Origin of the sequence: Streptococcus sp. (assembly GCF_030825805.1) — a bacterium.
Lineage (GTDB): Bacteria > Bacillota > Bacilli > Lactobacillales > Streptococcaceae > Streptococcus.
Genome location: NZ_JAPJPF010000003.1, coordinates 39,284 through 59,788, shown reverse-complemented (window position 1 = coordinate 59,788; position 20,505 = coordinate 39,284). Strand labels below are relative to the sequence as shown.

The following is a 20,505-nucleotide window of genomic DNA, read 5'->3' as shown; positions in this document are numbered from 1 at the left end:
TCCAATCGTTTTTTCAGTTCCTTACCCAAGTAGTCCAAATCCGCTAAAACAGGAGAATAGGGGATAGCATCCAGCAACTCTTCTCCCACCTGTTTCGGTGGCTTTTTAAAATACTATACATTAAAATACTCTTGTTTAATTTTTGTAAGCAGATTGTTAGCAACCGAAGTTACACCAACATGCATCAGTTCAGGATCAGAATAATCTAGATTACGAGCATAGCCTTCTGCAACAGTCTGAGCAATACGCTTATCCAATTTATAATTAGAGGCTTTTAATAGTGCTTGAAATAATTCTGAACTATATAGTTTAATATTATTTTCCAATGATACTACTGCCATTTTTGTAACTCCTCTCCTGTTTTTGATTGATAAACCTTCTCTATTTTCATTATATCACAAAAAGATTGGTTGTGGATGGATAATTGTTTAAAAGAATATGGTTTTCTAAACTCAGCAAGCATTTCTTCTTTTGTAATTTCATTCTGACGAAAACGAGCTAAAGCTTGGGTTGGATTGTCATCAGTCTGAACACCATAGATAAAATCAAAATGGTGTTGTAATTCATCTGGATTTTCCCGATTTTGAACGACAAATTCAGCAAAATCTAAATCTGACTCTGACTTTTTATGTTTTGCAAAATAGTGACAATGATAGTCAGAGTTCTTAAAAATTTCTATAAAATTTGAAATACGAAATTCTACTATAATTCCTACTTCTTCTTCTTCTGAGTCAAAAATATTATTATTAGAGGTGCTTCGATTTAATACTTCAACTTGCTTGTTAATAAATTTTCTAGCTTGTTCAAAGTCAGGTGTGATATAGAAACCAGGTCCAAAGTCTAGCTCACTTCCTAAATTAAATTTAACATCGATTCCTTTTTTTAAGGATTCTAAATGTCTCAATAATGTAGCATGAAACCACTGCGTCTGACCTAGTTGCTTTTCCTGCTTGGTAGTCAACTCCAAAATATTTACTTCCTTCTCTAGTCTATACTAAAAGTATAACACAAGAATTTATTCCAGTAAAAGAAAATTTTATAAAACTATTCACTTTCTTCCGTCTTTCCTAAATCTCTCTAAATTCTTCTCCAATTGTTCCTTATGAAGTTGATTCTTAGCTTCCTTTAATGTGTCGTCCAAAGTTTCTTCTCTGTCAGTTAATTCTGTTTTTATTTGTTGTGATTCTTGATTTGGAGTGAAAATGATATCTAGCAGTCGGTCTATTTTTTCAAGATCTTGGACAGACATATCAGATAGTCTATGAATTAGCTTCTTAAATACATCACTATTGTCGTGATTTTTCTTAAAAAATGTTGTAAACATCTATAACCTCTCAAAAAAAAAGCAGCCTATCAGGACTGCTTAGTCTAATTCGGAAATCGCATCATAAATGGACTGCAATTTCTTATTGTCTTTATTCTTAGTGTCAATCAAAGTATGTAGTTCTTCAATTTTCTTTTGACTGCTTTGAATATCACTATTGTTATCCGCAATAAGCCTTTTAAGATGTTGCTGATAACTTGTAGTGATATCTGTCTCTTTTCCTGTTATAACCTCTGTAACTTTGGGTTTAGAACTAGAATTTGATTCCGTCACAGGTGCTTGTTTGCGCTTTTGAAAAGCTGCTTCATAATTTACATCATTACCTCCTTGATGATTTCCAAATAAGGCCGCAATTTTATCTGGATCTTCTTGATTTTCTGATTTACTTTCTAATGGTTGATTAAAATTCCAATCTTTTGTCATTCACTCATTTCATCCTTTCTAAATTCAGAATTATCGAATTGTCTTTCTTTACCAAAGGCATGGTCAAGAGCTTCTTCAAAACTCATGTGACTAGTGCTTTGACGCCTTTTGAACGTCGCAAACATCGCTGTCTCCAGTTGCTCTTTGTAAGCAGCTAGTTTTTCTGTCTCTCTTGCTACCTTACTTTCTTGCCTAGTGACCTTTTCTTCTAAGCGTTCAATAATGGTCATATACTATCCTCCTTCATTCTAATATTAGCTAAAACACCTTGATTTTGTTATCACAATTCTAAACATTGAGAGATTAGTCTTACTGGTTGATTCCTCAGGGTCTCTTTTGCATTCTCGATCATCAATTGTAAATCTGATTTCTTTTCTCGAAGAATATCGTTCCAGTCTCTTTTTTCTTTCCCATATTCATTATCAGGTAAATCCAGTAAAACAGGAAATCCTGATTGAGATAACTTATCAGAAAAATCTTTACCTGCTTCATCACAATCTACCGCAAGTGTTAATAAATCGGGATGATTATCAAAATAAGTAGTTGTATCACGAATTGTATTCATCAAAGGCAATAACTTTGAAGGTATTACTGTATCTAAGAATTCCAACTTCTGATTTTCTTCAGCTATTAGTCGTAAAGTTTGATAAGCGACAACAGACCTTTTTAATCCCTCCATAGATACCAAACGAACATCAGTTAGACTTTGTTGATGAAGTTCGTAATAGCTCATCAAGTCAATGAACGATTCACAAAAGACCAGTCTATTTGGTTTACCAATGTCAAAGGAGATTCCAACATGTCCATGGCTTCCTTTTAGAATTGTTTTTAACCTCTCTCTTGGGATAGAATGATTCTTATAAATCCCTTGTAGGCTCGCTGCCTGCAGTTTGTGACGATGATCAAAGCTTTTAAAAACAATAACAGGTTCAACTGTTTCATTTGTTTTCCAACTAGCTTGTACTATCAAACCTTGTTGAATCATCTTTTGTATGATTTCTTCTGAGATTCCTCTACATTCTGTTAAGTAATATCTGGCAAGACTACAGTTAGAATCTTCTATTCTCTTTAAAGGATAATAAAATGGTCTCTCTCTTTTTTCTTGAACAGCTTCTTTTTGAAAAGGTTCTTCAGAAAGAAATGCTAGAGCTTCTTTAAAGGAAATCCCCTTAACAAGTCGAACAAAACCAATGACATCACCTTGAATATCTCTTGAAAACCATTTAAAAGTATTGGTATTCGAAAAAATCCGGAATGAATCGTGTTCAGGATGTTCATAGACACTGCCAGAAACTTGTTTAAAGGAGATACCTAAACGACTTGCTACATCAAGAATTGAAATTTTCTTACATTCTTCTATTTCCATGCAATATCATCATTTTGTCGTAGTATTTGGCAGTGATGGTATTGATGATGATTCTTCTAAAGTTTTAGGAGTTGCCTTATCTAAATCATCCAACCCAGATTTCCAAACCTGCACTTGATTGACCAATAACTTACCCGGCAGTTTAGAATAGGACAATTTAACAGTTCTGGTTTCTGTCTGATTGGTCTTTGATTGGTTGGCATCCTTTAAATCGGATACATAGGTTACATTATAAGAGACCATAGCAATAGCTTGATTCGTAGTCTGATTGACAAAGATATCAGCTTTTTCAAAATGATAATCCAAAATATAGTCCTTATAAACTTGGTTCATGGCATCGTTTTGACTTGTCAATTCTTGAGAATAAGCCGATTCAGTCATATAAGGTTGAATGCGTGTATTATTTTCTCCGAGCTTTTCTTTCGTATAGTACTGTGTCAAAAATTCTTTTACAGTATCCGATGACAAAATGCTGGCTTTATCTTCTGCTTGTTTATCTTCCATAAGTTTAGCTGCAGCCAATTCAATTTCTTTGCGACTTTGTTTAGCAGTAGAATGTTGACCAGCAGTATATCCCATCATGAGAATAAAGCTAGTTGCAGCCACTGCTCCAACACTAATTAAGGCTTTAGTTTTGACTTTATTTAACATCTTAGACCTTCTTTCTATAAAAACTAGGTCAAGAATATCAAAAAGAACTTGTAAGTTTTATCACAATAAAAAGACTCCGAAGAGTCTTCGCATTACTTATGCAATTCTTTATTACTCAATGTATGAAAAATCCCCCACAGAAGAATATTTACAATGATAAACAGCAATATTTCCACTAAATTAAAGTCTATCAAATTCCGTGACCGCATTGCCACCATAGCTTGGGAATAGGGATAGATTAAAGATAATTTATCAGATACAAAAATCATCATAAATCCTACGAAAGTACCAATAGAACCAATTCCCACAGATTTACTAAAAACACGAGTTTTAGCTGTCACAAAAAACTGCACTGCCATCATACTAATTGTTCCAAAAATCCCCAATAAATCCCACTTAAGGTAGGTGAACAAATTAGAAATTTCTAAATGAATTAGGTGAGCACTGACATAAAAAATACCAAACAAGAACAACTGTAAAACAGCAATAAACAAGATAATTACTATTTCTTTTGCCAACAATAATTTCCCAAGACTGACATTATTAGCTCTGAGAAATTCAATATTTTTCCTATCAAACTCTTTTCCTAACATCATGGCTACATAAATGCTGACTAAAATCGGAAAGAAAAGCTGGCTATAATAGAAGGTCAATTGTCCCCATAAAACAGGCACTTTTTCACTTTCTGCAACCATAGAATAAGCTGCACCTAAGTAAATCCCAAGACCAATCAGGCTACAAAAAGCTAAGAAGAAAATACCAATCATCAACATGGAAAATTTTTGGGTTTTCCGCCATTCTACTGATAGATAAGACATCATAGCTTGCCTCCTTTCTTTTCAACTAGATAGAGAGATAAGAAGAGATAGATTAGGGCTATTGGCAAATATGTAAAGAGTTTAAATCCTAGATTTGTCGCAAAAACATAACTCACTTGACTGGCGACTTTCTGGTAATCCACCAGAGACAGATATGCTATACCACCAAATGGGAAAATCAGCTGTAGAAAAGCTGTTGCATGACCAAATCCAACTCCAAGAAATCCTCCGAAAATCCCTAATGCCATTATCAATGCCTGCTTTTTCAGTAAAAACTGCAAAGTCAAAAACAGACAGGTTAAGACAAAAGATGCTAGCAAGAAAATGACGATTTGCCAGAGGATTAGGCTAACAGGCATTTCTAGACCAGATAAGATTGCAATCAACTGGACTACTACTCCCTCCAAAATAGCGAGAAAGGTCAAAACGAACATAGTCAGGCCAAGCTTACTCAGAAAGATATGCCGTACATTTTCACCATTTGCCAAAAGCAGTTTGAAAGTGTTGCCCTCCTTCTCGTTCTTGACAATCCGGGATACAAAGAGAGCAATCACGATAGGGAGAATCAAGCCATTTACTTCTTTTATCATATAGAAAATTAGGTTAATCTGGTGCATGTCTGGATTACTTAGGTAACGTGTAGCGGCTGCAATTGCCCAAGCAAATCCGACTCCCATAACTAGTATGATAATGAAGAAGGATTTGGTTCGTTTTGCCTTGAGCAATTCAATAGACAAATTATTCAACATAAGACTCACTCCTTGGTTAAGTTGAGGAAGATAGATTCCAAGGTTTCTTGTTCTTGCTTCACTTCATAAATTGGAACTTCCTCGACTATTAAATCTCGTAACAAACTAGAAATCTGCTGGTCGGCAAGGTTAGTCAGCTTGAGTTTATCCTCATGTATTTCTAACATCTTGCACGGATAACCAAATAACACTTGGCTAATGGCTTCACGTCGACCTCTAAAATCCCCACGCACTTCCAGCCATTTATTGGACTGAATTTTACGAATTTCTCCCTCGTAAACGAGTTGACCATGATTGATAATCCCTACACGGTCAGCGATATGCTCTACTTCAGAAAGGATATGGGTAGAGATGAAGACAGTAATGCCCTGTTCTTTTGCCAACTTGATAATCAGTTCCCGAATTTCATGAATCCCTGCTGGGTCTAGCCCGTTAGTTGGTTCATCCAGTATCAACAAACTCGGTTTCTTGACTAAGGCAAAGGCTAAAGCCAAGCGCTGTTTCATACCCAGAGAATAATCTTTAACCAATTTTTTCTTGTTTTTAGGTTGATCTAACCCTACAATTTTCAAGGTTTCCTGAATATTTTTCTTATCAAATCCAAGGATTTTTTGAAAGACCAAGAGATTTTCATAGCCTGTCAAATTAGGATAATAAGACGGTTCTTCAATCATAGAGCCAATCTGATTAAGATACTGCTTGTCCGTACCTATAGATTGACCGAACACTTCAATCTCCCCAGCTGTACGAGAAATCAAAGACAAAATCATCTTCATGGTTGTTGTTTTCCCAGCTCCATTTGGACCTAGAAAACCATAAATCTCACCTTGTTGAACTGATAAGGAACTAAGGTTAACTACCTGAGTGTCCTTAAATACCTTTTGTAAGTTTTTTATCTGTAAAACATTACTAATCATTATGAACTTCCTCCTCAACGAGATTCATTTGTTGTTTAGCCATTTGGAAATACCTCACTGATTAAAATTTATTTGAGAAGTATCTCTATATAGGTTATGTCTTTATTATAGACATGCTAGATTAATTTTAAACTAAGCTAACCTTAATTTTACATTAAGATTAAAGTATCTTGCTTTTTTCACTCTTTTAAATGGTATAATATAGATAAGCGAGGTAAGATTATGAATTTCGAACAACAGCTCCTGAATAAGCACATCCTTATCATTGATGATGATAAAATTTTAAACTCTTCCATAAGAGATATTCTCACTGCCCACGGATTTTCCAATCTAACATCAGCCTATGATATAGAATCTAGTTTGGACATGATTGAAAAAGATCAGTTCGACCTTTTCCTTTTGGACATTATGCTCCCCGATGGTGATGGCTACACATTAGCAAAACATATCCGAAAAAAAGGCGATACACCTATCCTCTTCCTGACTGCCAAAAATAATCCCGAAGATGAGGTAGCTGGTTTCAATGCTGGTGGTGATGATTATGTCATGAAACCCTTCATTCCAAAAAATCTTATCTATCGTATTATGGCTCTGCTCCGGAGAAGCTATAAATCAGAACAGGAAGCAATACAGATTGGACAGACTTTGGTGAGTTTTCGGAATGCAACAGTACAAAAAAATGGAGCAGAAATTTCTATTACGCCAATTGAAATTCAGATTTTGAAAAAACTTTACGATAATAAAAATTACATCGTTTCAACCGAATCTCTCTGTGATACGATTTGGGGAGTGGATAGCTTTGGTTATGAAAACTCTTTGACTGTACATATTCGGAAAATTCGAGAAAAAATAGAAGAAAATCCTTCAAAACCTCAATATTTAAAGACAGCTAAAGGGCTAGGGTATAAATTGTTATCATGATTATGAATCAAACCAAAATTTTAAGGTATTCACTAAAGAAATTTATCTTTTCTTCCATCATTATCTTTATTACCAATATTATTCTAATTGCCAGTTTTGTTTTCTACATTAGTAAAAAGCAAACTGCTACTGAGACTGTGAAAATAATTTCTGAACACATTACCATTACAAATAATAACGTCCACATACCTGAAAATGATATTTCTAGTCTAAAAGAACAAAAGTTATGGCTCATGGTATTGGATAAGCAGACTGGAAAACAAGTGTACGAACAGTATAAACCTACAGAAGTTCCTTCGCAATTTGACTACGGGGACATTTTACAGTTTTCTCGCTATTATCTTTCAGATTATCCTGTTTTTAGTCAGATAAAAGGTGGATACATCATTGTTGTTGGTTTTCCAAAAGATAAAATTGCTCGTTATAGTTTTAATTACTTAGATATAGATAGTCTCCGCCTGTTTCCACTAATAGCATTTGGAGTATTGCTTTTCAACTGCCTTTATTTCGCTTTTCTTTACTACTATGGCGTGACGCATATCAATCGTAAAATTGTGCCTCTTGTAACTGCTATTCAGAATCTCCCATATGGTTTAAAAAATCCAATAAATTCTATATCAGAACTAGAATATCTTACAACTGCAATAAATCAAACCGATACTCTACTCAAAGAGAATGAAGTCTTTAAAGAGCAATGGATTTCAGGTATTGCACACGATATCAAAACACCTCTTTCTGTCATCGTTTCTAACGCATCCTTGTTAAATGATTCTGAACTAGATACACAGTCTAAAAAACATATTCGCCCAATATTGACGGAATCCTATTACATCCAAAATATTTTAAATGACTTAAATATAGTAGCTCGCCTTTCATCCGGTCATCTTCAATTAAATCAGACTGAAACAAAAATTATCCCCTTCTTCAAAGACATTCTCATCCATATTTTAAATCAAGAAATTTGGAATGAATTTGAATTTGAATTTGATTATGATTATTCACTTGTTAATCAATCTATCATGATTGAGCCGTTTTTAATCACAAGAGTTATCCATAATATCATCTACAACTCTGTTTTACATAACGAAAAGGGTTGCACAATAAGAATCCACTTATTCAAAAAAGATGCAAATGTAATTGTGGAAGTCAAAGATAATGGACAGGGAGCTTCACCAGAAAAAATTGTTGAACTTAATGAATTATCTTTTAAAAACATTGATATTTCTAAAATTAGAACGACTGGAATTGGGCTAAAAATTTCAAAACAAATTGTTGATTTGCATCAGGGCTCTATTTCATTTGCTAGTGTCCAAAATGAATTCTTTGAAAGTATCATTTCACTTCCGATTTTCAACATTACCAATTAGGCAAAAAATGGAGAAGAACCCTCAGAGTTTTCTCCATTTTTTTCATCTTATCTTCCACTTATATCCTGTCCAGCATGCTAAAGCAAGTAAAACTAAATTAAAGATGATAAAGAAAGTCGTAAAACCAAATAATCCATTTTGAGCTAAATCTGCCGTGTAAAGTTCAGTCTCAGTAAAGAACAGATAAATTCCATAGACCTCCACGAAAATAAGAAAACTAACAAAACCAATCAGGAAAAGTCCACTGGCAATTAGAAAGAGTCTCCATAAAAGAATGAGAATTCCTCCTACTGCTAAAAAAATTACTGGGACAAGGAGTAAATCATTCATGACTTTCTCCTTTCTAGTCAATCAATTGACGATAATGGGTGACAAGAGAGGAATCAAACTCTTCTAATTTTTGAACTAAGTCCAAATACTCCTCTTTCTCATAATCTTCAAAGTCCACGCCTCGATGATTCTGAAGAGCGATTTCCAATTGACTAGTGAGTTCCCGTATAGAAAAGCTGTAATCCCCCGTCACTTCCTCATAATGTTCCTTTATTTCCTTATAAGCTTGATACTCTTCAGGGGTTTGAAATCCCTGTACCAAGGCCTCTTCTAATTGATAATAGGTATCTTCCATCATAATCGTTACCTCGTTTCTTTCTGTCTATATTCTACCGCGCTTTTCTTTTCTTGTCCGCTATTTGTATCTATTTTTTAATCTAATTCAAAAGAAAGTTGTTCCTGCTTTTCTTTTCCTTTTTCGTGGAATTGTCTTAAGGCTTGATCAATAATATCTAGATCCGTTTCTGTTTCAATCAATGGCGCGAGTACATCGTATTCGGCCTTTTTAATTTGATAATCATCTTCCTTTGGAAAATTTTTCTCAATTTCTACCTTAGCAGTAGTCCATTTATCCTTTAATTCATCTAATAAGTTCTGAGTTTTTACCTGGTCCTCTTTAATGTGATCAATCGTATGCTGAAGCCTTTGAATCGTTCCCAAAGGAGAATACAAATCTAAACTGACAGAATACTGATTTTCTCCTACAAGCTTAACGGAGAAGGTTTCAGGAAGAGGTTGATTTGTTGGAAGACTAAGCATTTTAATGTCAAATCCTCGATAGCTTGCTAGGGTACGAAACTCTTTACTGTCAGCTTGATTATGACGGATAAGACGGTGTAAGGATTCACCTGCTTCAGATCGTTGATCAAAAGCTTGCTTACCTACCGTCATAGAAAATGTCTGGTCTTTAGACATTTCAGACTGTTGAATGTCGCCTTCATACTTGCTTAATCGTTTCTCAAGAATAGGCATATTTTCTTCACAGTAAGAGATTGTATGACGATAGTGGTCCTTGCTGCGTTGAAAGGCGCGTCTTTGATTTTCTAATAGAGTTAGATCATTCTCTAGTTCCATCTTATATTTTAGATAAGGATTACCTGTTGCTAGCGCCTTAAAATCAGAAGCCGTCATAGTCTGCTCATCGATATCTTCTGCAGCACGAATCGGCTCCTTAGAAGTCATAATCTGCTTAATATAACGAAGTTTGTTCTCCTGAGTTGCCCAAAGATAATTATCAAACGAACCTTTGGTAATATAGTGGTAAATATCCACTTCCTTGTTTTCATTTCCCTGTCGGATAATCCGTCCATTGCGTTGCTGAATGTCACTTGGTCTCCACGGTACATCCAGGTGATGAACTGCTTTCATCTTACTCTGAACATTTAAACCTGTTCCTCCTTTTTCAGTTGAGGCAAGGAGAATCCGCACTTCTCCTGCATTAACCTTTCGAGATAAACTATTCTTCTTTTCATCACTATTGGCATCATGTACAAAGGCAATTTCCTTACTAGGGATTCCTCTATCAACTAATAAAGCCTTTATTTCAGAATAGACATCAAAGCCATTATCCTTTTTCTTAGGTGTGCCAATATCTGAAAAAATCATCTGAGTAGCCTTATTTCCCATTCCTTCACGGTAAATTCTCTCAACATTATCCACTACCTGAAGCAGTTTATGATTGTCTGCTAGACTATAGCTAGAGTCCAACAAACGCATATCAATAGCTAGTTTCCGTGCCTCACCCGTTATCTTTAACATGTTATCCTGGCTAGGATCAACTGTTCCACATTTGACTGCATCTGAACGCATAACCAATTCTTCTAGATAGAGTTTCTGGTTTTCGGTTAACTCACTCTCAATAGGGATAATATGAGCTTCTGGAACAGGTAAGTCCAACATATCTTGTGTTTGAATGTCGGCTGTTTCTTTGTAGATTTTCATCAACTCAGGTAGATTGACAAATTTTTTAAATCGTTTCTTAGGTTGGTACTTATCCCCTGTAGGAGCTAATTCCATAGAGTTTTGAATTTCTCCAAAAGCACCTACCCAAGAGTCAAAATAATCAACTTGATAGCGTTTTAAGATATCTGGTTGAATATAGTTCATCATAGTGTAGAGCTCACTAATAGAATTAGAAACGGGTGTTCCTGTCGCAAAGACAATATTTTTAAAATCATGCTCTTCCTGAATCTGTCGAACCTTCATTTCCATATCCACATTCTTCTTAGACGTTGTATTGGTAATCCCTGCTACATTTCCAAGTCCAGTAATTGGACGAATATTTTTAAAGTGATGTGCTTCATCCACAAAGAGAAAATCAATTCCTAAGTTTTCAAAATCAATAAAACTATCACGATTAAAGCGTTGGAGTTCTTCCAATTGTTTCTCTAGACCACTTATTGATTGTTCTGCTTCTTTAACGGTATACTTATTTTCAGAATTTGTTTTAATTTCTCGTAGTTCATTGAGTTTATCCTCTATATAATTCATCTGTCTTTCCTTACTGACAGGGATTTTTTCAAATTGAGAATCCCCAATGACAATGGCATCATAATCTCCTGTAATAATACGTGACACAAATTGTTTTCTTCTCGCCTTCACAAAATCTTTCTTAGTGGTCACAAAGACCTTTTTAGTAGGGAAAAATTTCATGATTTCTTGGCCAAACTGAGCAGACAAACTAGAGGGCACCACATACAAGGGCTTATGAACCATCCCCAACTCCTTTAATTTAAACCCAGCACCAAGCATGGTCAAGGTCTTTCCTGAACCTACCTCATGAGCTAATAAGGCTCTTTTTTCTTCTACAATTCTTTGAATGGCATTCTCTTGGTGAGGGCGAAGACTGATGTTTTGTGCCAAGCCATCAATGACTAGATGGCTACCGTCATACTCTCGACTAACCGTTCGATTATAAAGACGATTATAGCTTTCCTCAATGACCTGTTGGACTTCTGGATACCGTGAGACAAATTCTTGAAATAGCTCTTGTAAATGCTGTTCTTTTGCTCTTAGAACAGAGGTTTTTTCCAAATCTGTGATGGTCTTTTTCTTTTCTCCTTCCGTAACAGTCATAGTAATCGTCGGTTGGTTCGAATTAAGTAAATTCTCAAAAATCTTTCTTCCTGTATCATAACGTGACCCACTGACTCCAAGACTACTATCCTTGGCACTTGGATAGCGATAAGCAAATGATGTCCTTAAATGAACCTGGCCATCGACAGGATTCACTTCAATGACTTGTTCAACATCAGGCGAAGACAATTCAAATTCACGATTGGTAAAACATTCAAAGGCAAATTTACCATAAACGGATTGAGGAATCCAACGTGATCCTATTTTAAACTCAATATCTGCCAGATGAATCCGTGGAGGGCGAACAGATTCTAACAAATCTAAAGCATGGCTCCAATCATATTCTTGGTTGTTTTCCTCTACTAACAGTTGAACTACTTCTATCTTGTTGAGAATGTCTCCTGATAAAAACTGGTTCTTAGAAAGATATTTTCTTTCCCCTCTTAAATAGCTTTCTGGATCCATTAAAACCTGGTCTCCTAACTCATCCAAAATAGCAGCTTGGCTATGTTCAGGATAAATTGATACCATATAGTCTAAATCAACCCCTCTACCATCCGATAAACTGGAGTTTAAGGCATCTAAAGCCGTTGATACTCTTGTAATCACTCTCTCTGGCCTAACTAATGCTTTCTCAAAAGCTAAAGATTTTTTATATTTTACTTTCTGATCTTTAGAATCAATGTATTCATCTTCTAAACTTGCTAGTAAAGAATACTTATCGTCACTATCAAATAAGTTCCGATTGACTGAGGCATTCAAGTATCCAAATTGACTTACAAAGCGGTCATAGTTATGATTGAGTTTACTAAGTAACACCTGAAATTCTGTCCGACTATAATCTTGATGACGTTGAATTTCAATTAAGGATTGATAGGTCTCTCTCAAATCAACCATGCCCTTAATGCGACTAATATCCTTATCCGATAAGGGACTTTCATAAAAGACAGTTTTTTTGAACAGTCCCTTATATTTCCCTCTTTTACTCGCTTCTTCTGACTTGTAAACATCTAGTGCTTCCTCATCTGTCAAATGAAGTTGCACGAATCGGTCTATTTTATGTTCAGACAAAGAACTGTCCCAAGCTTTAAAATCTCCCTTCTCATCTACATAATAACTAATTTCGTCTACTTTTGAACTTTTCCGAATGCCATGCGTATCTCGGTAATAAATTTGATTTCCCTCATATCCAAAAGAATAGAGCGCTAAGTCCTCACGTATACGACTTGGGATCGAATTATCCACTTCTTCTTGGATAAAAACAGGTGCTTTCAAAGAATTGTCAATTTGTTTAGGTGCTTCCACATTCTCGAATGCTTTCATTATATCAGTAGATAGTGTTTCTGATACCCCCTTTACATTGAGGGTTCCTCCATTAAAATTGCGTACTTCATATTCACCCAAAACTTGTATATTGTATTTCCCATCAAAATAAGGATTGATCCAGACACGCTTATCCTCCTCAAAGGGAATAGAGCCACTAAAGACAAGTTCCTCCTCATTAAGATTCTTTGCTTGATCCTTTTGAAAGAAGAGGAGATCTGTGGTCACTCGAGTACCTGCAATCGTTTTAAAAGCCGTATCCGGCAAACGAACACCCCCTAAAAAATGAGTGTTGGTTTTAATCTCTTGTAAGACATTATCTGTCCGCTTATCCATTGTCCCAATAGATGAGATAATCGACACTTGTCCTCCGTCTCTTACTAAATCAAGTGAGTGTTTGACAAAGTAATCATGAATCATATAAGGTTTATCATAGTTTTTATCGGCAATGCGAAAATTTCCAAATGGAACATTCGTTAAGACTAAATCAAAACTATTATTTTGATAGGGAACTTCTTCAAATCCTCGCACTTCAATATGGACATTTGGATGGAGTTGTTTTGCGATTGCACCTGTCACACTGTCTAATTCAACTCCATAGAGTTCTGACCTCTCTCGTATACTTCTAGGCATAGCCGCAAAAAAATTTCCAGTCCCCATAGAAGGATCTAGAATCCTTCCTCCCTCAAAACCATCATCCAGTAACTTTTGCCAAATCTGGCGAATAATCATTGGGTCTGTATAATAGGCTGTGAGAGAACTTTGTTTCATGGTCGAGTATTCTGATTTACTTACTAAACTCTTAAGAGTTAAACGTTCTGTTTCATACTTTGGATTGAGTTCATCGAAAAATTCATTGGCAAGACCACCCCAGCCGACATACTTGGCTAGTAGCTCTTGTTCTTCTGGATTCGCTTGTTGTCCCTCTTTTTCTAATCTTTTAACAAGTTCAATTGCGGCGATATTTGTTTCAATTTTTTCTCTATTTGTCTTAGGATAAAAGTCCTCTAAGTCATCTGGAAAAACAAAATCTTGAACGGGGACATCCGTCTCTTCTATGCCTGAAATTAAAGGTTTTGTTTCCTTATCCTTTTCATTTTCTTCGTCCAGATAGGAAAACAAATCTATTTCCTGACTTTCACTTGATGAATCAATCTCAATCTCTGAATCTTCTTTTTCAAGTTCTACATGAGACAATACTTGTTCAATCTCTTTCAAACTGTTCAAGTATAAAATAGGGTTCTCTTCAAATAACTGGTTAGAATCATTGAATAGCTCTAGGCGAACTAAGTCATTTAAGTGTGCATTTTCAATCGAAACCAATTGAAATACTTGTCCTTTATAACTTACTTGTGAACCGATTGGATATTCCCTCAAAGCTTCTTCTACAATTTTATCTACTTTAGATAGGGAATGAACTTCCACATTTTCTTCTACCTGGTCAATATTATCTAAAGGTAAGACCGCTTCCGCTACTTGCTTAGACTTTTCTCTTATAGCCTTTACTTCATCAAAATGAGTAATAATTTTCAGCTTTTGTGTCAGTGGGAGTTGTGTGTAGTTTTCTTCATGATGGACAAGATCCGTAACGGTATCTAAAGTAGCCATCAATTCTGAACCCAAATAGGCTAGAACATCTCCCTCTTTTTCTTCAAAATGAATCTCAAGAACTTCTTTTGTTATTTCTTTGGAATCAACCATTAGAAGAAATTCCTCTATATCTCTACTAATACGATCAGATAGATTATTCGCAACCCTATAGACATTGACTAAATTGACATTCTGATTCTGATGACATACAAGCTCACTTAGTTGTTCTAGTTTTTCTTTTTCAGATTGGATGTGAAATCGAGTGGAAAGGTTATAGGTTGCGACTTCTAGAACCAAGTTTTTCTCCCAATTGCTTAATTGAGATAATTTATCTAGACCCGCTTGTCCAAAATTTCTTGTGTAACTTTCTAAATCTTGGTCATTATTTTCAGAACTGGCATCTAGGAAAGAAACAATATCTTGATGAAACGAATAGACATGAGGTATCTCTTCTATCTTGCCCTCTTCAGTCAAAAAACTCTCTACCAAGTCCTGCCATTTCTCATCAAAATGTTGCGCTTGATAACGAAGAAATAAGTCCATTTTCTCTCTATCTTTTGGAATTGTTCCACGAAACATAGCCAATAATTGTATTACTTCCATACTCGCTCCTTTCATCTATACGAAAATAGGAGAATCACATGATTCCCCTACAACTCTATCTCCATTTCAACCTCTTGAGGACTGATTTCTAAATCACTAGATAAAAGAGAAACGGCATCCGTTCTCATGTAGTAAGTATATAAGTCTTCTAGGTCTTGTTGGTTTTCAATCCCTGTTTCAATACTAATCAGAGCCTGTATAAATTCCTTGTAGTGACTCTCCATCATATCTGAAATCTTTTGTTTCATTTCCATAAATACTGAGGACGGTTCAGTGATACTTGTTTGGTCTATGTCTTGTAAATCCTTTTCTAAGGGATTGGTTCCTTCTTCTATTTCCACTAAATCTGAACGTCCATCACCATCAGAATCTGCGCTAAGGGGATTGGTTCCTAGCGCCAATTCTTGAGCATCAGTTAATCCATCTTGATCCGAATCACGTTGATAAATGGCTTCCATATACTTCCTTCTTTCCTAGTTAATCTTTTTTCACTCCAATCCTACCAAATATTCCTTGAAATAAGTATCACAACAAAAAAGAGAACGAGTCAAAACTACGTTCTCCTGAAAATGATAAAACATTACTATTAAAGTAAAAAAGATGACTTACAGAACCTGTAAGCCACCTAGTCAGTCGGTTTATTCTGGTGTCTGCCACCGCTTGGCCCTTACGTCCAAGATTGCTATCGGATTTCGTTCTGGTGTCCGCCACCGCTTGGCCCTTATGTCCAAGATTAATATCAGATTGACCATGAGCCGACCACTCATTTATAAACATATTTTATCTTTAAATAGCTACAATTTCAAGTCAAAATTCTTTGTTAAAGAAAATCTAGTAAATTTCCCATGAATGACTAATGTATTATTCATTAGTTGGGGTATTGATAAATCACTATGATTTAATACAATTCACAGTTATTAAAACTTCTGCTCCCTCGTCTCTATTTCTAAGCTCAACTCGGCCTTTGTGCAGTTTTGCAACTCTACATACAAAACTAAGTCCAATACCATAATGTTGCTCTTTAACCGATCTAGCTTTATCCATACGATAAAAGAGCTTCCCAAAATTAGTTAAAACTTCATCTGGAAATTCAGAGCCATTATTCCATATCCCTATTTTCAATTCCTTCCCCTCTTGCTCTACCCTAATTTTAATTTTAGGATTCTGTTTATCTGCATACTCCAAAGCATTTGTTAAAATATTTTGTATTGCACGAATCAGAAGAGATGGATTTATATAATAGCTTTCAGTTCCTTTCAAATTTTGTTCAAAAGAAAACTTCATCTGATTTTTTATCAAAAAAGAGACTTCTTTCTCTAATTCATTGATAAAATCTGAAGAAGAATACTCCGTCCAACCTGTCTCATCATCATAGTAAGTTTTAGAATAATGAATCAACTGATTAAAATAATCAAGCAAGCGTTGACTAGCATGAACTATATCCGCTAAACATTCTTTAGACTGCTCATCTTTAGTGGAAGTGTGCAAAAATTCTGCATTCCCTTTGATGATAGTTAGAGGTGTCTTTAAATCATGAGAAGCTGCTGAAACCTGAAACATCAAATCTTCTTTCTGTTGCTTCTCATCATCTAATAGCTGTCGAATACGATTTTGCATCACAATAATGCGATTACCAGTCTCCCAAAATTCCTTAATAGTCATTTTATCAATACTTTCGCTCTCCAGCCACATACTCTTTGTATAAATCGAGTTCATTTCATAACTCAATTTTCTCAATAGTTTTCCCATATGATAACTTATTAGAATGATCAATAAAACACAAAGATACACCCATGAGGATACATTGAAAAAGATTGATAAAACACCACTATTTTTTAGAGGCTTCCCATCCTCCCTTATTTGTATGGATACAGAAGCTAAGGGAATAAGATAAGCTAATAACAAACCAAGACCAAACTGCCAAATAATTCTCCAACAAGTTTCTAGAATTAATTGTCTAAAACTTTTGATTCTACCCATTGATATCCTCCACCGTACAAGGTTTTAATTGGATTTAACTGATATGGTTTCAGCTTTTGACGAATTTGATAAATATACTCTGAAACCGAACGTAAAAGAGCATCTGAATTTTGTGGATAAAGATAATTATAAATCTCCTCAATTGAGTATATTTTATTTGGGTGACTTGCTAGAAGGCTGACAATATCAAATTCCCTTCTTGTCAATGGAATCTTATCATTCTTTATAAATAGTTCCTTACTATCAGTATATAGTATAAGCTTCCCAATCTTTATTTGATGAACATTTCCTTTAGTCCGTTCTTCACGACGTAAGTGCATTTTAACACGTGCTAAAAGCTCTGGCATACTAAAGGGCTTGATAATATAATCATCAGCTCCTGCATTGATCCCAGCCACCAAATCTTCATCCATATCCTTAGCAGTTATAAAACAGATAGGAACAGATATCTGCTCGCGAATCATCTGACAGACTTCTAAACCACTAACAGGCATCATAATATCTAATAAAATCAAGTCAAATCCTGTAAAATCACAAAGATCAATCTCTTCTATGTTATTTCGTATGACTACTTCATATTTTTCATATTCTAGTACCTTTTTTATTAGGCGAAGAATAGCAAGATCATCATCTACCACTAAAATTTTATAAGCCATAACTCACGCTCCTAAATAATATTATATCATTAACTGAGAAAAAGACAGGATAGCCCCTGTCTTTAGCGTACATTTCTTTCTCTAAGAATCAGTGTAGCAAATACAAAAACAATTAATAACCATACTATTTGTATCCCTAAGCCTTTCCACACTGGATAATAAAGTGATAAAGGATGGATATAGTAACAGTTCATACTCGCTAGTAAGGGTAAATTTCTAAATAAAGAACTGAATTGTAATAACATTTGCCCTAGACCCAATAAAAGTGATAAACTTATTCCCAAAATTAAGGTAAAAGATCGGAAAATAAATACAAAAATACCACTTAAAAGAGAGAAGGTTAAAATAGAAATACAAACTGGAAAAAGGATTGTTAGAACATTTTTAATATTGCTCAAAAGATTGATATTGTAATATCCTTGAGCAAGTAGTATACATACTGATATTATAGCTAGCAATAATACAATTTCCACACATAACACAATAGCTAGTTTACATATTATAAATTTTAAACGATTTGGACATGTAAGAAAACTTGTACGAAGGCTAGAACCTGTAAATTCTTGACCTATAAATAGTACAGCTAGACTAATAAAACCTGCCTGTCCTAAATAGAGACTTTGCAGTAGCTGTTCCAAAACAAAGTGTAGAGTCAACTGATCTGGTTTACTATTTAAAAAAATAACCATCGGCGGAACACAAAGTAATAGAGCACCTATAATCAACCAATGCCAAGGATTCATCATAAACTTGAGATACTCACTTTTAAATTGCTCTTTCAACTCATTCCCCTCCTCCAACATCTGACTGAAGCACGCGGTAAACTGCCAAAGCCAAGAATGACAAATTCCAACAAAGTAAAAGCAAAATATTTTGTAAACTATTCTGTTCTAACATTTGAGGAGATGTCGCAATCAGTCCATAGCTCAATGAAACTGGAAGAAATTTTGCAATTGATATATGGTCGGCTAAGAATGTTCCTAAATTGTAGACTTGAGGAAGCAAAAACAATAGGGGAACAAGGGCTTTTTTAAATGTTAAAGCCAGAATATAGGCTAGAAGTCCCAACAATGTCCAAGCTATGCTGTCTAAAAACATATAGAACCAAACTGTCCCATTTAGTGAAAATAGCAATAAACCATCTTGTCCTAAAACATAATGTGTCATGTTAATCGTCAGAAATATTGATAGGAAGGAAATGACAAAAGAAAATACCAGCCAAATTAATGTCTTTGAAACTAAGAGAGTAATTCGACTCGTATTAGAGAGGAGGCTTGTGCGAATAGCAGAGTCTTTATACTCTTCAGCTCCGTAGATTGAGCCTAAGATAATCATAAAAAAAATGCCAATTAGAGTAACATCAAATCCTAAAAATTCAATAGGTGGAATAGCTTCTACTAACTCTGGGGTTGTCTCTGGGGTAGCATGGATACCAACTGAAACAATTTGAGATGCACCAATATTTGCTAAAAACGTTTGAAATACTAGTATCAAGAATAGTACAATATGAGTAGCTCTCTTATAAAGTAATTTCAATATTTCAGAATGAAGAGAGTAAATAAGTGCCATGTCACTTTCCTCCCTCTGTTAATCTAAAGAAGACTTCCTCCAGTGAAGAAAGATTTTTCATCACTTCTTGTAAAGTCCCTTTTATAAGAACTTTGCCTTTATTTATGATGACCACATCATCTGTTACTGCTTCCACTTCTGATAATATATGAGATGATAGCAAAACTGTCTTCCCTTCTTGAGCCTGTTTTTTTATAAACTCTCTAAACCAACGAATTCCTCTTGGATCCAACCCATTTGTCGGTTCATCCAATACCAGATACTGAGGATTCCCTAATAAAGCTGTTGCAATTCCCAAGCGTTGTCCTTCTCCTAATGATAATTTCCCAATTTTAGATTTTTTCTTATGGCTAATATCCACCATATCCAAGACTTGCTCAATTCGCTGACTGGATATCCCATTACTAGCAGCAACAATTTTCAAATGTTGATAAACAGTCCGATCATCAGGAGCTCCGACACTGTCAAATGAAGCTCCTACAGTCTTTAGAGGAAATTTTAATTCCTTATAAGTTTGATCTCCAATTTTGGTAAGACCAGATGTTGCTTTGTCTAATCCTAATAAGATACGTAAGGTTGAACTTTTACCAGCTCCATTTGGACCCAGGAAAGCAGTCACTCTACCTGCTTTTGCTTCAAAAGAAATATCTTTTAAAATTTGAGTTTGACCATATGACTTACATAGATTTTTAATGGTAATACTTTGTTCCATGATATTCTCCTATTCTATTTAATATTTCTAAAAGTAACTATATCTTATACACTCATTTTCGGATTTTTTTCAGAATTTAGAGAGTAAAAAAGAAAATAAAAAAGATTTAAAATTCTTTGCCCTATTTCAAG

22 protein-coding genes are annotated in these 20,505 nt (G+C 34.9%); 3 read left to right on the top strand and 19 right to left on the bottom strand.

What is annotated here, in order from left to right:
* Positions 1-113 precede the first annotated feature (113 nt).
* From RCH62_RS01190 to RCH62_RS01145, 10 genes are all read right to left on the bottom strand, one after another.
* On the bottom strand, positions 114-341 hold the full coding sequence (locus RCH62_RS01190; RefSeq protein ID WP_000301903.1) for a hypothetical protein: 228 nt from the start codon (positions 339-341) through the stop codon (positions 114-116).
* Positions 332-967: a DUF3990 domain-containing protein gene (locus RCH62_RS01185; protein ID WP_306474437.1), complete on the bottom strand. Its 636-nt coding sequence runs from the start codon at positions 965-967 to the stop codon at positions 332-334. Before RCH62_RS01185 ends, RCH62_RS01190 begins: the two co-directional genes overlap by 10 nt.
* An 81-nt stretch (positions 968-1,048) precedes the next feature.
* Positions 1,049-1,324 (bottom strand): hypothetical protein, encoded by a 276-nt coding sequence (locus RCH62_RS01180; protein WP_000495444.1) that lies wholly within the window; start codon positions 1,322-1,324, stop codon positions 1,049-1,051.
* A 39-nt stretch (positions 1,325-1,363) separates the two neighbouring features.
* Positions 1,364-1,747: a DUF5945 family protein gene (locus RCH62_RS01175; RefSeq protein WP_000159214.1), complete on the bottom strand. Its 384-nt coding sequence runs from the start codon at positions 1,745-1,747 to the stop codon at positions 1,364-1,366.
* Positions 1,744-1,977 (bottom strand): DUF5965 family protein, encoded by a 234-nt coding sequence (locus RCH62_RS01170; RefSeq protein WP_000152424.1) that lies wholly within the window; start codon positions 1,975-1,977, stop codon positions 1,744-1,746. Before RCH62_RS01170 ends, RCH62_RS01175 begins: the two co-directional genes overlap by 4 nt.
* 50 nt (positions 1,978-2,027) lie before the next feature.
* Entirely contained in the window at positions 2,028-3,113 is a 1,086-nt protein-coding gene (locus tag RCH62_RS01165) for a toprim domain-containing protein (RefSeq protein ID WP_306474436.1), read from the bottom strand.
* A 9-nt stretch (positions 3,114-3,122) separates the two neighbouring features.
* Positions 3,123-3,764, bottom strand: a complete 642-nt coding sequence (locus RCH62_RS01160) for a hypothetical protein (protein ID WP_014713368.1) — start codon at positions 3,762-3,764, stop codon at positions 3,123-3,125.
* 92 nt (positions 3,765-3,856) lie between these two features.
* Positions 3,857-4,585, bottom strand: a complete 729-nt coding sequence (locus RCH62_RS01155) for an ABC transporter permease (RefSeq protein ID WP_006149384.1) — start codon at positions 4,583-4,585, stop codon at positions 3,857-3,859.
* Positions 4,582-5,331, bottom strand: coding sequence for an ABC transporter permease (locus tag RCH62_RS01150; RefSeq protein ID WP_306474435.1), 750 nt, complete (start codon positions 5,329-5,331; stop codon positions 4,582-4,584). Before RCH62_RS01150 ends, RCH62_RS01155 begins: the two co-directional genes overlap by 4 nt.
* 5 nt (positions 5,332-5,336) lie before the next feature.
* Positions 5,337-6,248, bottom strand: a complete 912-nt coding sequence (locus RCH62_RS01145) for an ABC transporter ATP-binding protein (protein ID WP_306474434.1) — start codon at positions 6,246-6,248, stop codon at positions 5,337-5,339.
* A gap of 222 nt (positions 6,249-6,470) precedes the next feature.
* Here RCH62_RS01145 and RCH62_RS01140 point away from each other — a divergent pair, with 222 nt between their 5' ends.
* Together RCH62_RS01140 and RCH62_RS01135 are read left to right on the top strand one after the other, a co-directional pair.
* The gene (locus tag RCH62_RS01140) at positions 6,471-7,169 is read left to right on the top strand and encodes a response regulator transcription factor (RefSeq protein WP_306474433.1); all 699 of its coding nucleotides are present in this window, start codon (positions 6,471-6,473) and stop codon (positions 7,167-7,169) included.
* Positions 7,166-8,536, top strand: a complete 1,371-nt coding sequence (locus tag RCH62_RS01135) for a sensor histidine kinase KdpD (RefSeq protein ID WP_014713371.1) — start codon at positions 7,166-7,168, stop codon at positions 8,534-8,536. Before RCH62_RS01140 ends, RCH62_RS01135 begins: the two co-directional genes overlap by 4 nt.
* Before the next feature lie 42 nt (positions 8,537-8,578).
* On the opposite strand, the gene RCH62_RS01130 is transcribed toward RCH62_RS01135, so the two are convergent.
* The 4 genes from RCH62_RS01130 to RCH62_RS01115 form a co-directional block, all read right to left on the bottom strand.
* Complete coding sequence (locus RCH62_RS01130; protein ID WP_041826322.1) at positions 8,579-8,866, bottom strand: DUF5966 family protein; 288 nt, start codon at positions 8,864-8,866, stop codon at positions 8,579-8,581.
* Between the two features lie 13 nt (positions 8,867-8,879).
* Entirely contained in the window at positions 8,880-9,164 is a 285-nt protein-coding gene (locus tag RCH62_RS01125; RefSeq protein ID WP_306474432.1) for a DUF5962 family protein, read from the bottom strand.
* Positions 9,165-9,238: 74 nt separating this feature from the next.
* A complete protein-coding gene (locus RCH62_RS01120) occupies positions 9,239-15,457 on the bottom strand; it encodes a DEAD/DEAH box helicase family protein (RefSeq protein WP_306474431.1) in 6,219 nt (2,072 codons plus the stop codon).
* A 47-nt stretch (positions 15,458-15,504) separates the two neighbouring features.
* Positions 15,505-15,915, bottom strand: a complete 411-nt coding sequence (locus tag RCH62_RS01115) for a thrombospondin type 3 repeat-containing protein (protein ID WP_014713375.1) — start codon at positions 15,913-15,915, stop codon at positions 15,505-15,507.
* A gap of 142 nt (positions 15,916-16,057) precedes the next feature.
* Between RCH62_RS01115 and RCH62_RS01110 the strand changes: the two genes are divergently transcribed.
* Positions 16,058-16,306, top strand: coding sequence for a hypothetical protein (locus RCH62_RS01110; protein WP_041826323.1), 249 nt, complete (start codon positions 16,058-16,060; stop codon positions 16,304-16,306).
* Between the two features lie 42 nt (positions 16,307-16,348).
* Here the strand turns inward: RCH62_RS01110 and RCH62_RS01105 are convergent, their stop codons facing one another.
* The 5 genes from RCH62_RS01105 to RCH62_RS01085 all read right to left on the bottom strand — a co-directional run bounded on the left by RCH62_RS01105 (position 16,349) and on the right by RCH62_RS01085 (position 20,374).
* Positions 16,349-17,437, bottom strand: a complete 1,089-nt coding sequence (locus tag RCH62_RS01105) for a sensor histidine kinase KdpD (protein WP_306474430.1) — start codon at positions 17,435-17,437, stop codon at positions 16,349-16,351.
* Positions 17,407-18,093, bottom strand: coding sequence for a response regulator transcription factor (locus RCH62_RS01100; RefSeq protein WP_306474429.1), 687 nt, complete (start codon positions 18,091-18,093; stop codon positions 17,407-17,409). Before RCH62_RS01100 ends, RCH62_RS01105 begins: the two co-directional genes overlap by 31 nt.
* 62 nt (positions 18,094-18,155) lie before the next feature.
* Entirely contained in the window at positions 18,156-18,875 is a 720-nt protein-coding gene (locus RCH62_RS01095) for an ABC transporter permease (RefSeq protein WP_306474428.1), read from the bottom strand.
* 1 nt (position 18,876) lies between these two features.
* Positions 18,877-19,662, bottom strand: coding sequence for an ABC transporter permease (locus tag RCH62_RS01090; RefSeq protein WP_306474427.1), 786 nt, complete (start codon positions 19,660-19,662; stop codon positions 18,877-18,879).
* 1 nt (position 19,663) lies between these two features.
* Positions 19,664-20,374 carry an ABC transporter ATP-binding protein gene (locus RCH62_RS01085; RefSeq protein ID WP_306474426.1) on the bottom strand — a complete coding sequence of 237 codons (711 nt, stop codon included), beginning with the start codon at positions 20,372-20,374 and terminating at the stop codon, positions 19,664-19,666.
* Positions 20,375-20,505 lie beyond the last annotated feature (131 nt).

Coding starts and splice junctions, on each gene's coding strand:
- RCH62_RS01190 (WP_000301903.1), bottom strand. CDS start 341: ATGGCAGTAGTATCATTGGAAAATAATATTAAACTATATAGTTCAGAA.
- RCH62_RS01180 (WP_000495444.1), bottom strand. CDS start 1,324: ATGTTTACAACATTTTTTAAGAAAAATCACGACAATAGTGATGTATTT.
- RCH62_RS01175 (WP_000159214.1), bottom strand. CDS start 1,747: ATGACAAAAGATTGGAATTTTAATCAACCATTAGAAAGTAAATCAGAA.
- RCH62_RS01170 (WP_000152424.1), bottom strand. CDS start 1,977: ATGACCATTATTGAACGCTTAGAAGAAAAGGTCACTAGGCAAGAAAGT.
- RCH62_RS01165 (WP_306474436.1), bottom strand. CDS start 3,113: ATGGAAATAGAAGAATGTAAGAAAATTTCAATTCTTGATGTAGCAAGT.
- RCH62_RS01160 (WP_014713368.1), bottom strand. CDS start 3,764: ATGTTAAATAAAGTCAAAACTAAAGCCTTAATTAGTGTTGGAGCAGTG.
- RCH62_RS01155 (WP_006149384.1), bottom strand. CDS start 4,585: ATGATGTCTTATCTATCAGTAGAATGGCGGAAAACCCAAAAATTTTCC.
- RCH62_RS01150 (WP_306474435.1), bottom strand. CDS start 5,331: ATGTTGAATAATTTGTCTATTGAATTGCTCAAGGCAAAACGAACCAAA.
- RCH62_RS01145 (WP_306474434.1), bottom strand. CDS start 6,248: ATGATTAGTAATGTTTTACAGATAAAAAACTTACAAAAGGTATTTAAG.
- RCH62_RS01140 (WP_306474433.1), top strand. CDS start 6,471: ATGAATTTCGAACAACAGCTCCTGAATAAGCACATCCTTATCATTGAT.
- RCH62_RS01135 (WP_014713371.1), top strand. CDS start 7,166: ATGATTATGAATCAAACCAAAATTTTAAGGTATTCACTAAAGAAATTT.
- RCH62_RS01130 (WP_041826322.1), bottom strand. CDS start 8,866: ATGAATGATTTACTCCTTGTCCCAGTAATTTTTTTAGCAGTAGGAGGA.
- RCH62_RS01125 (WP_306474432.1), bottom strand. CDS start 9,164: ATGATGGAAGATACCTATTATCAATTAGAAGAGGCCTTGGTACAGGGA.
- RCH62_RS01120 (WP_306474431.1), bottom strand. CDS start 15,457: ATGGAAGTAATACAATTATTGGCTATGTTTCGTGGAACAATTCCAAAA.
- RCH62_RS01115 (WP_014713375.1), bottom strand. CDS start 15,915: ATGGAAGCCATTTATCAACGTGATTCGGATCAAGATGGATTAACTGAT.
- RCH62_RS01110 (WP_041826323.1), top strand. CDS start 16,058: ATGACTTACAGAACCTGTAAGCCACCTAGTCAGTCGGTTTATTCTGGT.
- RCH62_RS01105 (WP_306474430.1), bottom strand. CDS start 17,437: ATGGGTAGAATCAAAAGTTTTAGACAATTAATTCTAGAAACTTGTTGG.
- RCH62_RS01100 (WP_306474429.1), bottom strand. CDS start 18,093: ATGGCTTATAAAATTTTAGTGGTAGATGATGATCTTGCTATTCTTCGC.
- RCH62_RS01090 (WP_306474427.1), bottom strand. CDS start 19,662: ATGGCACTTATTTACTCTCTTCATTCTGAAATATTGAAATTACTTTAT.
- RCH62_RS01085 (WP_306474426.1), bottom strand. CDS start 20,374: ATGGAACAAAGTATTACCATTAAAAATCTATGTAAGTCATATGGTCAA.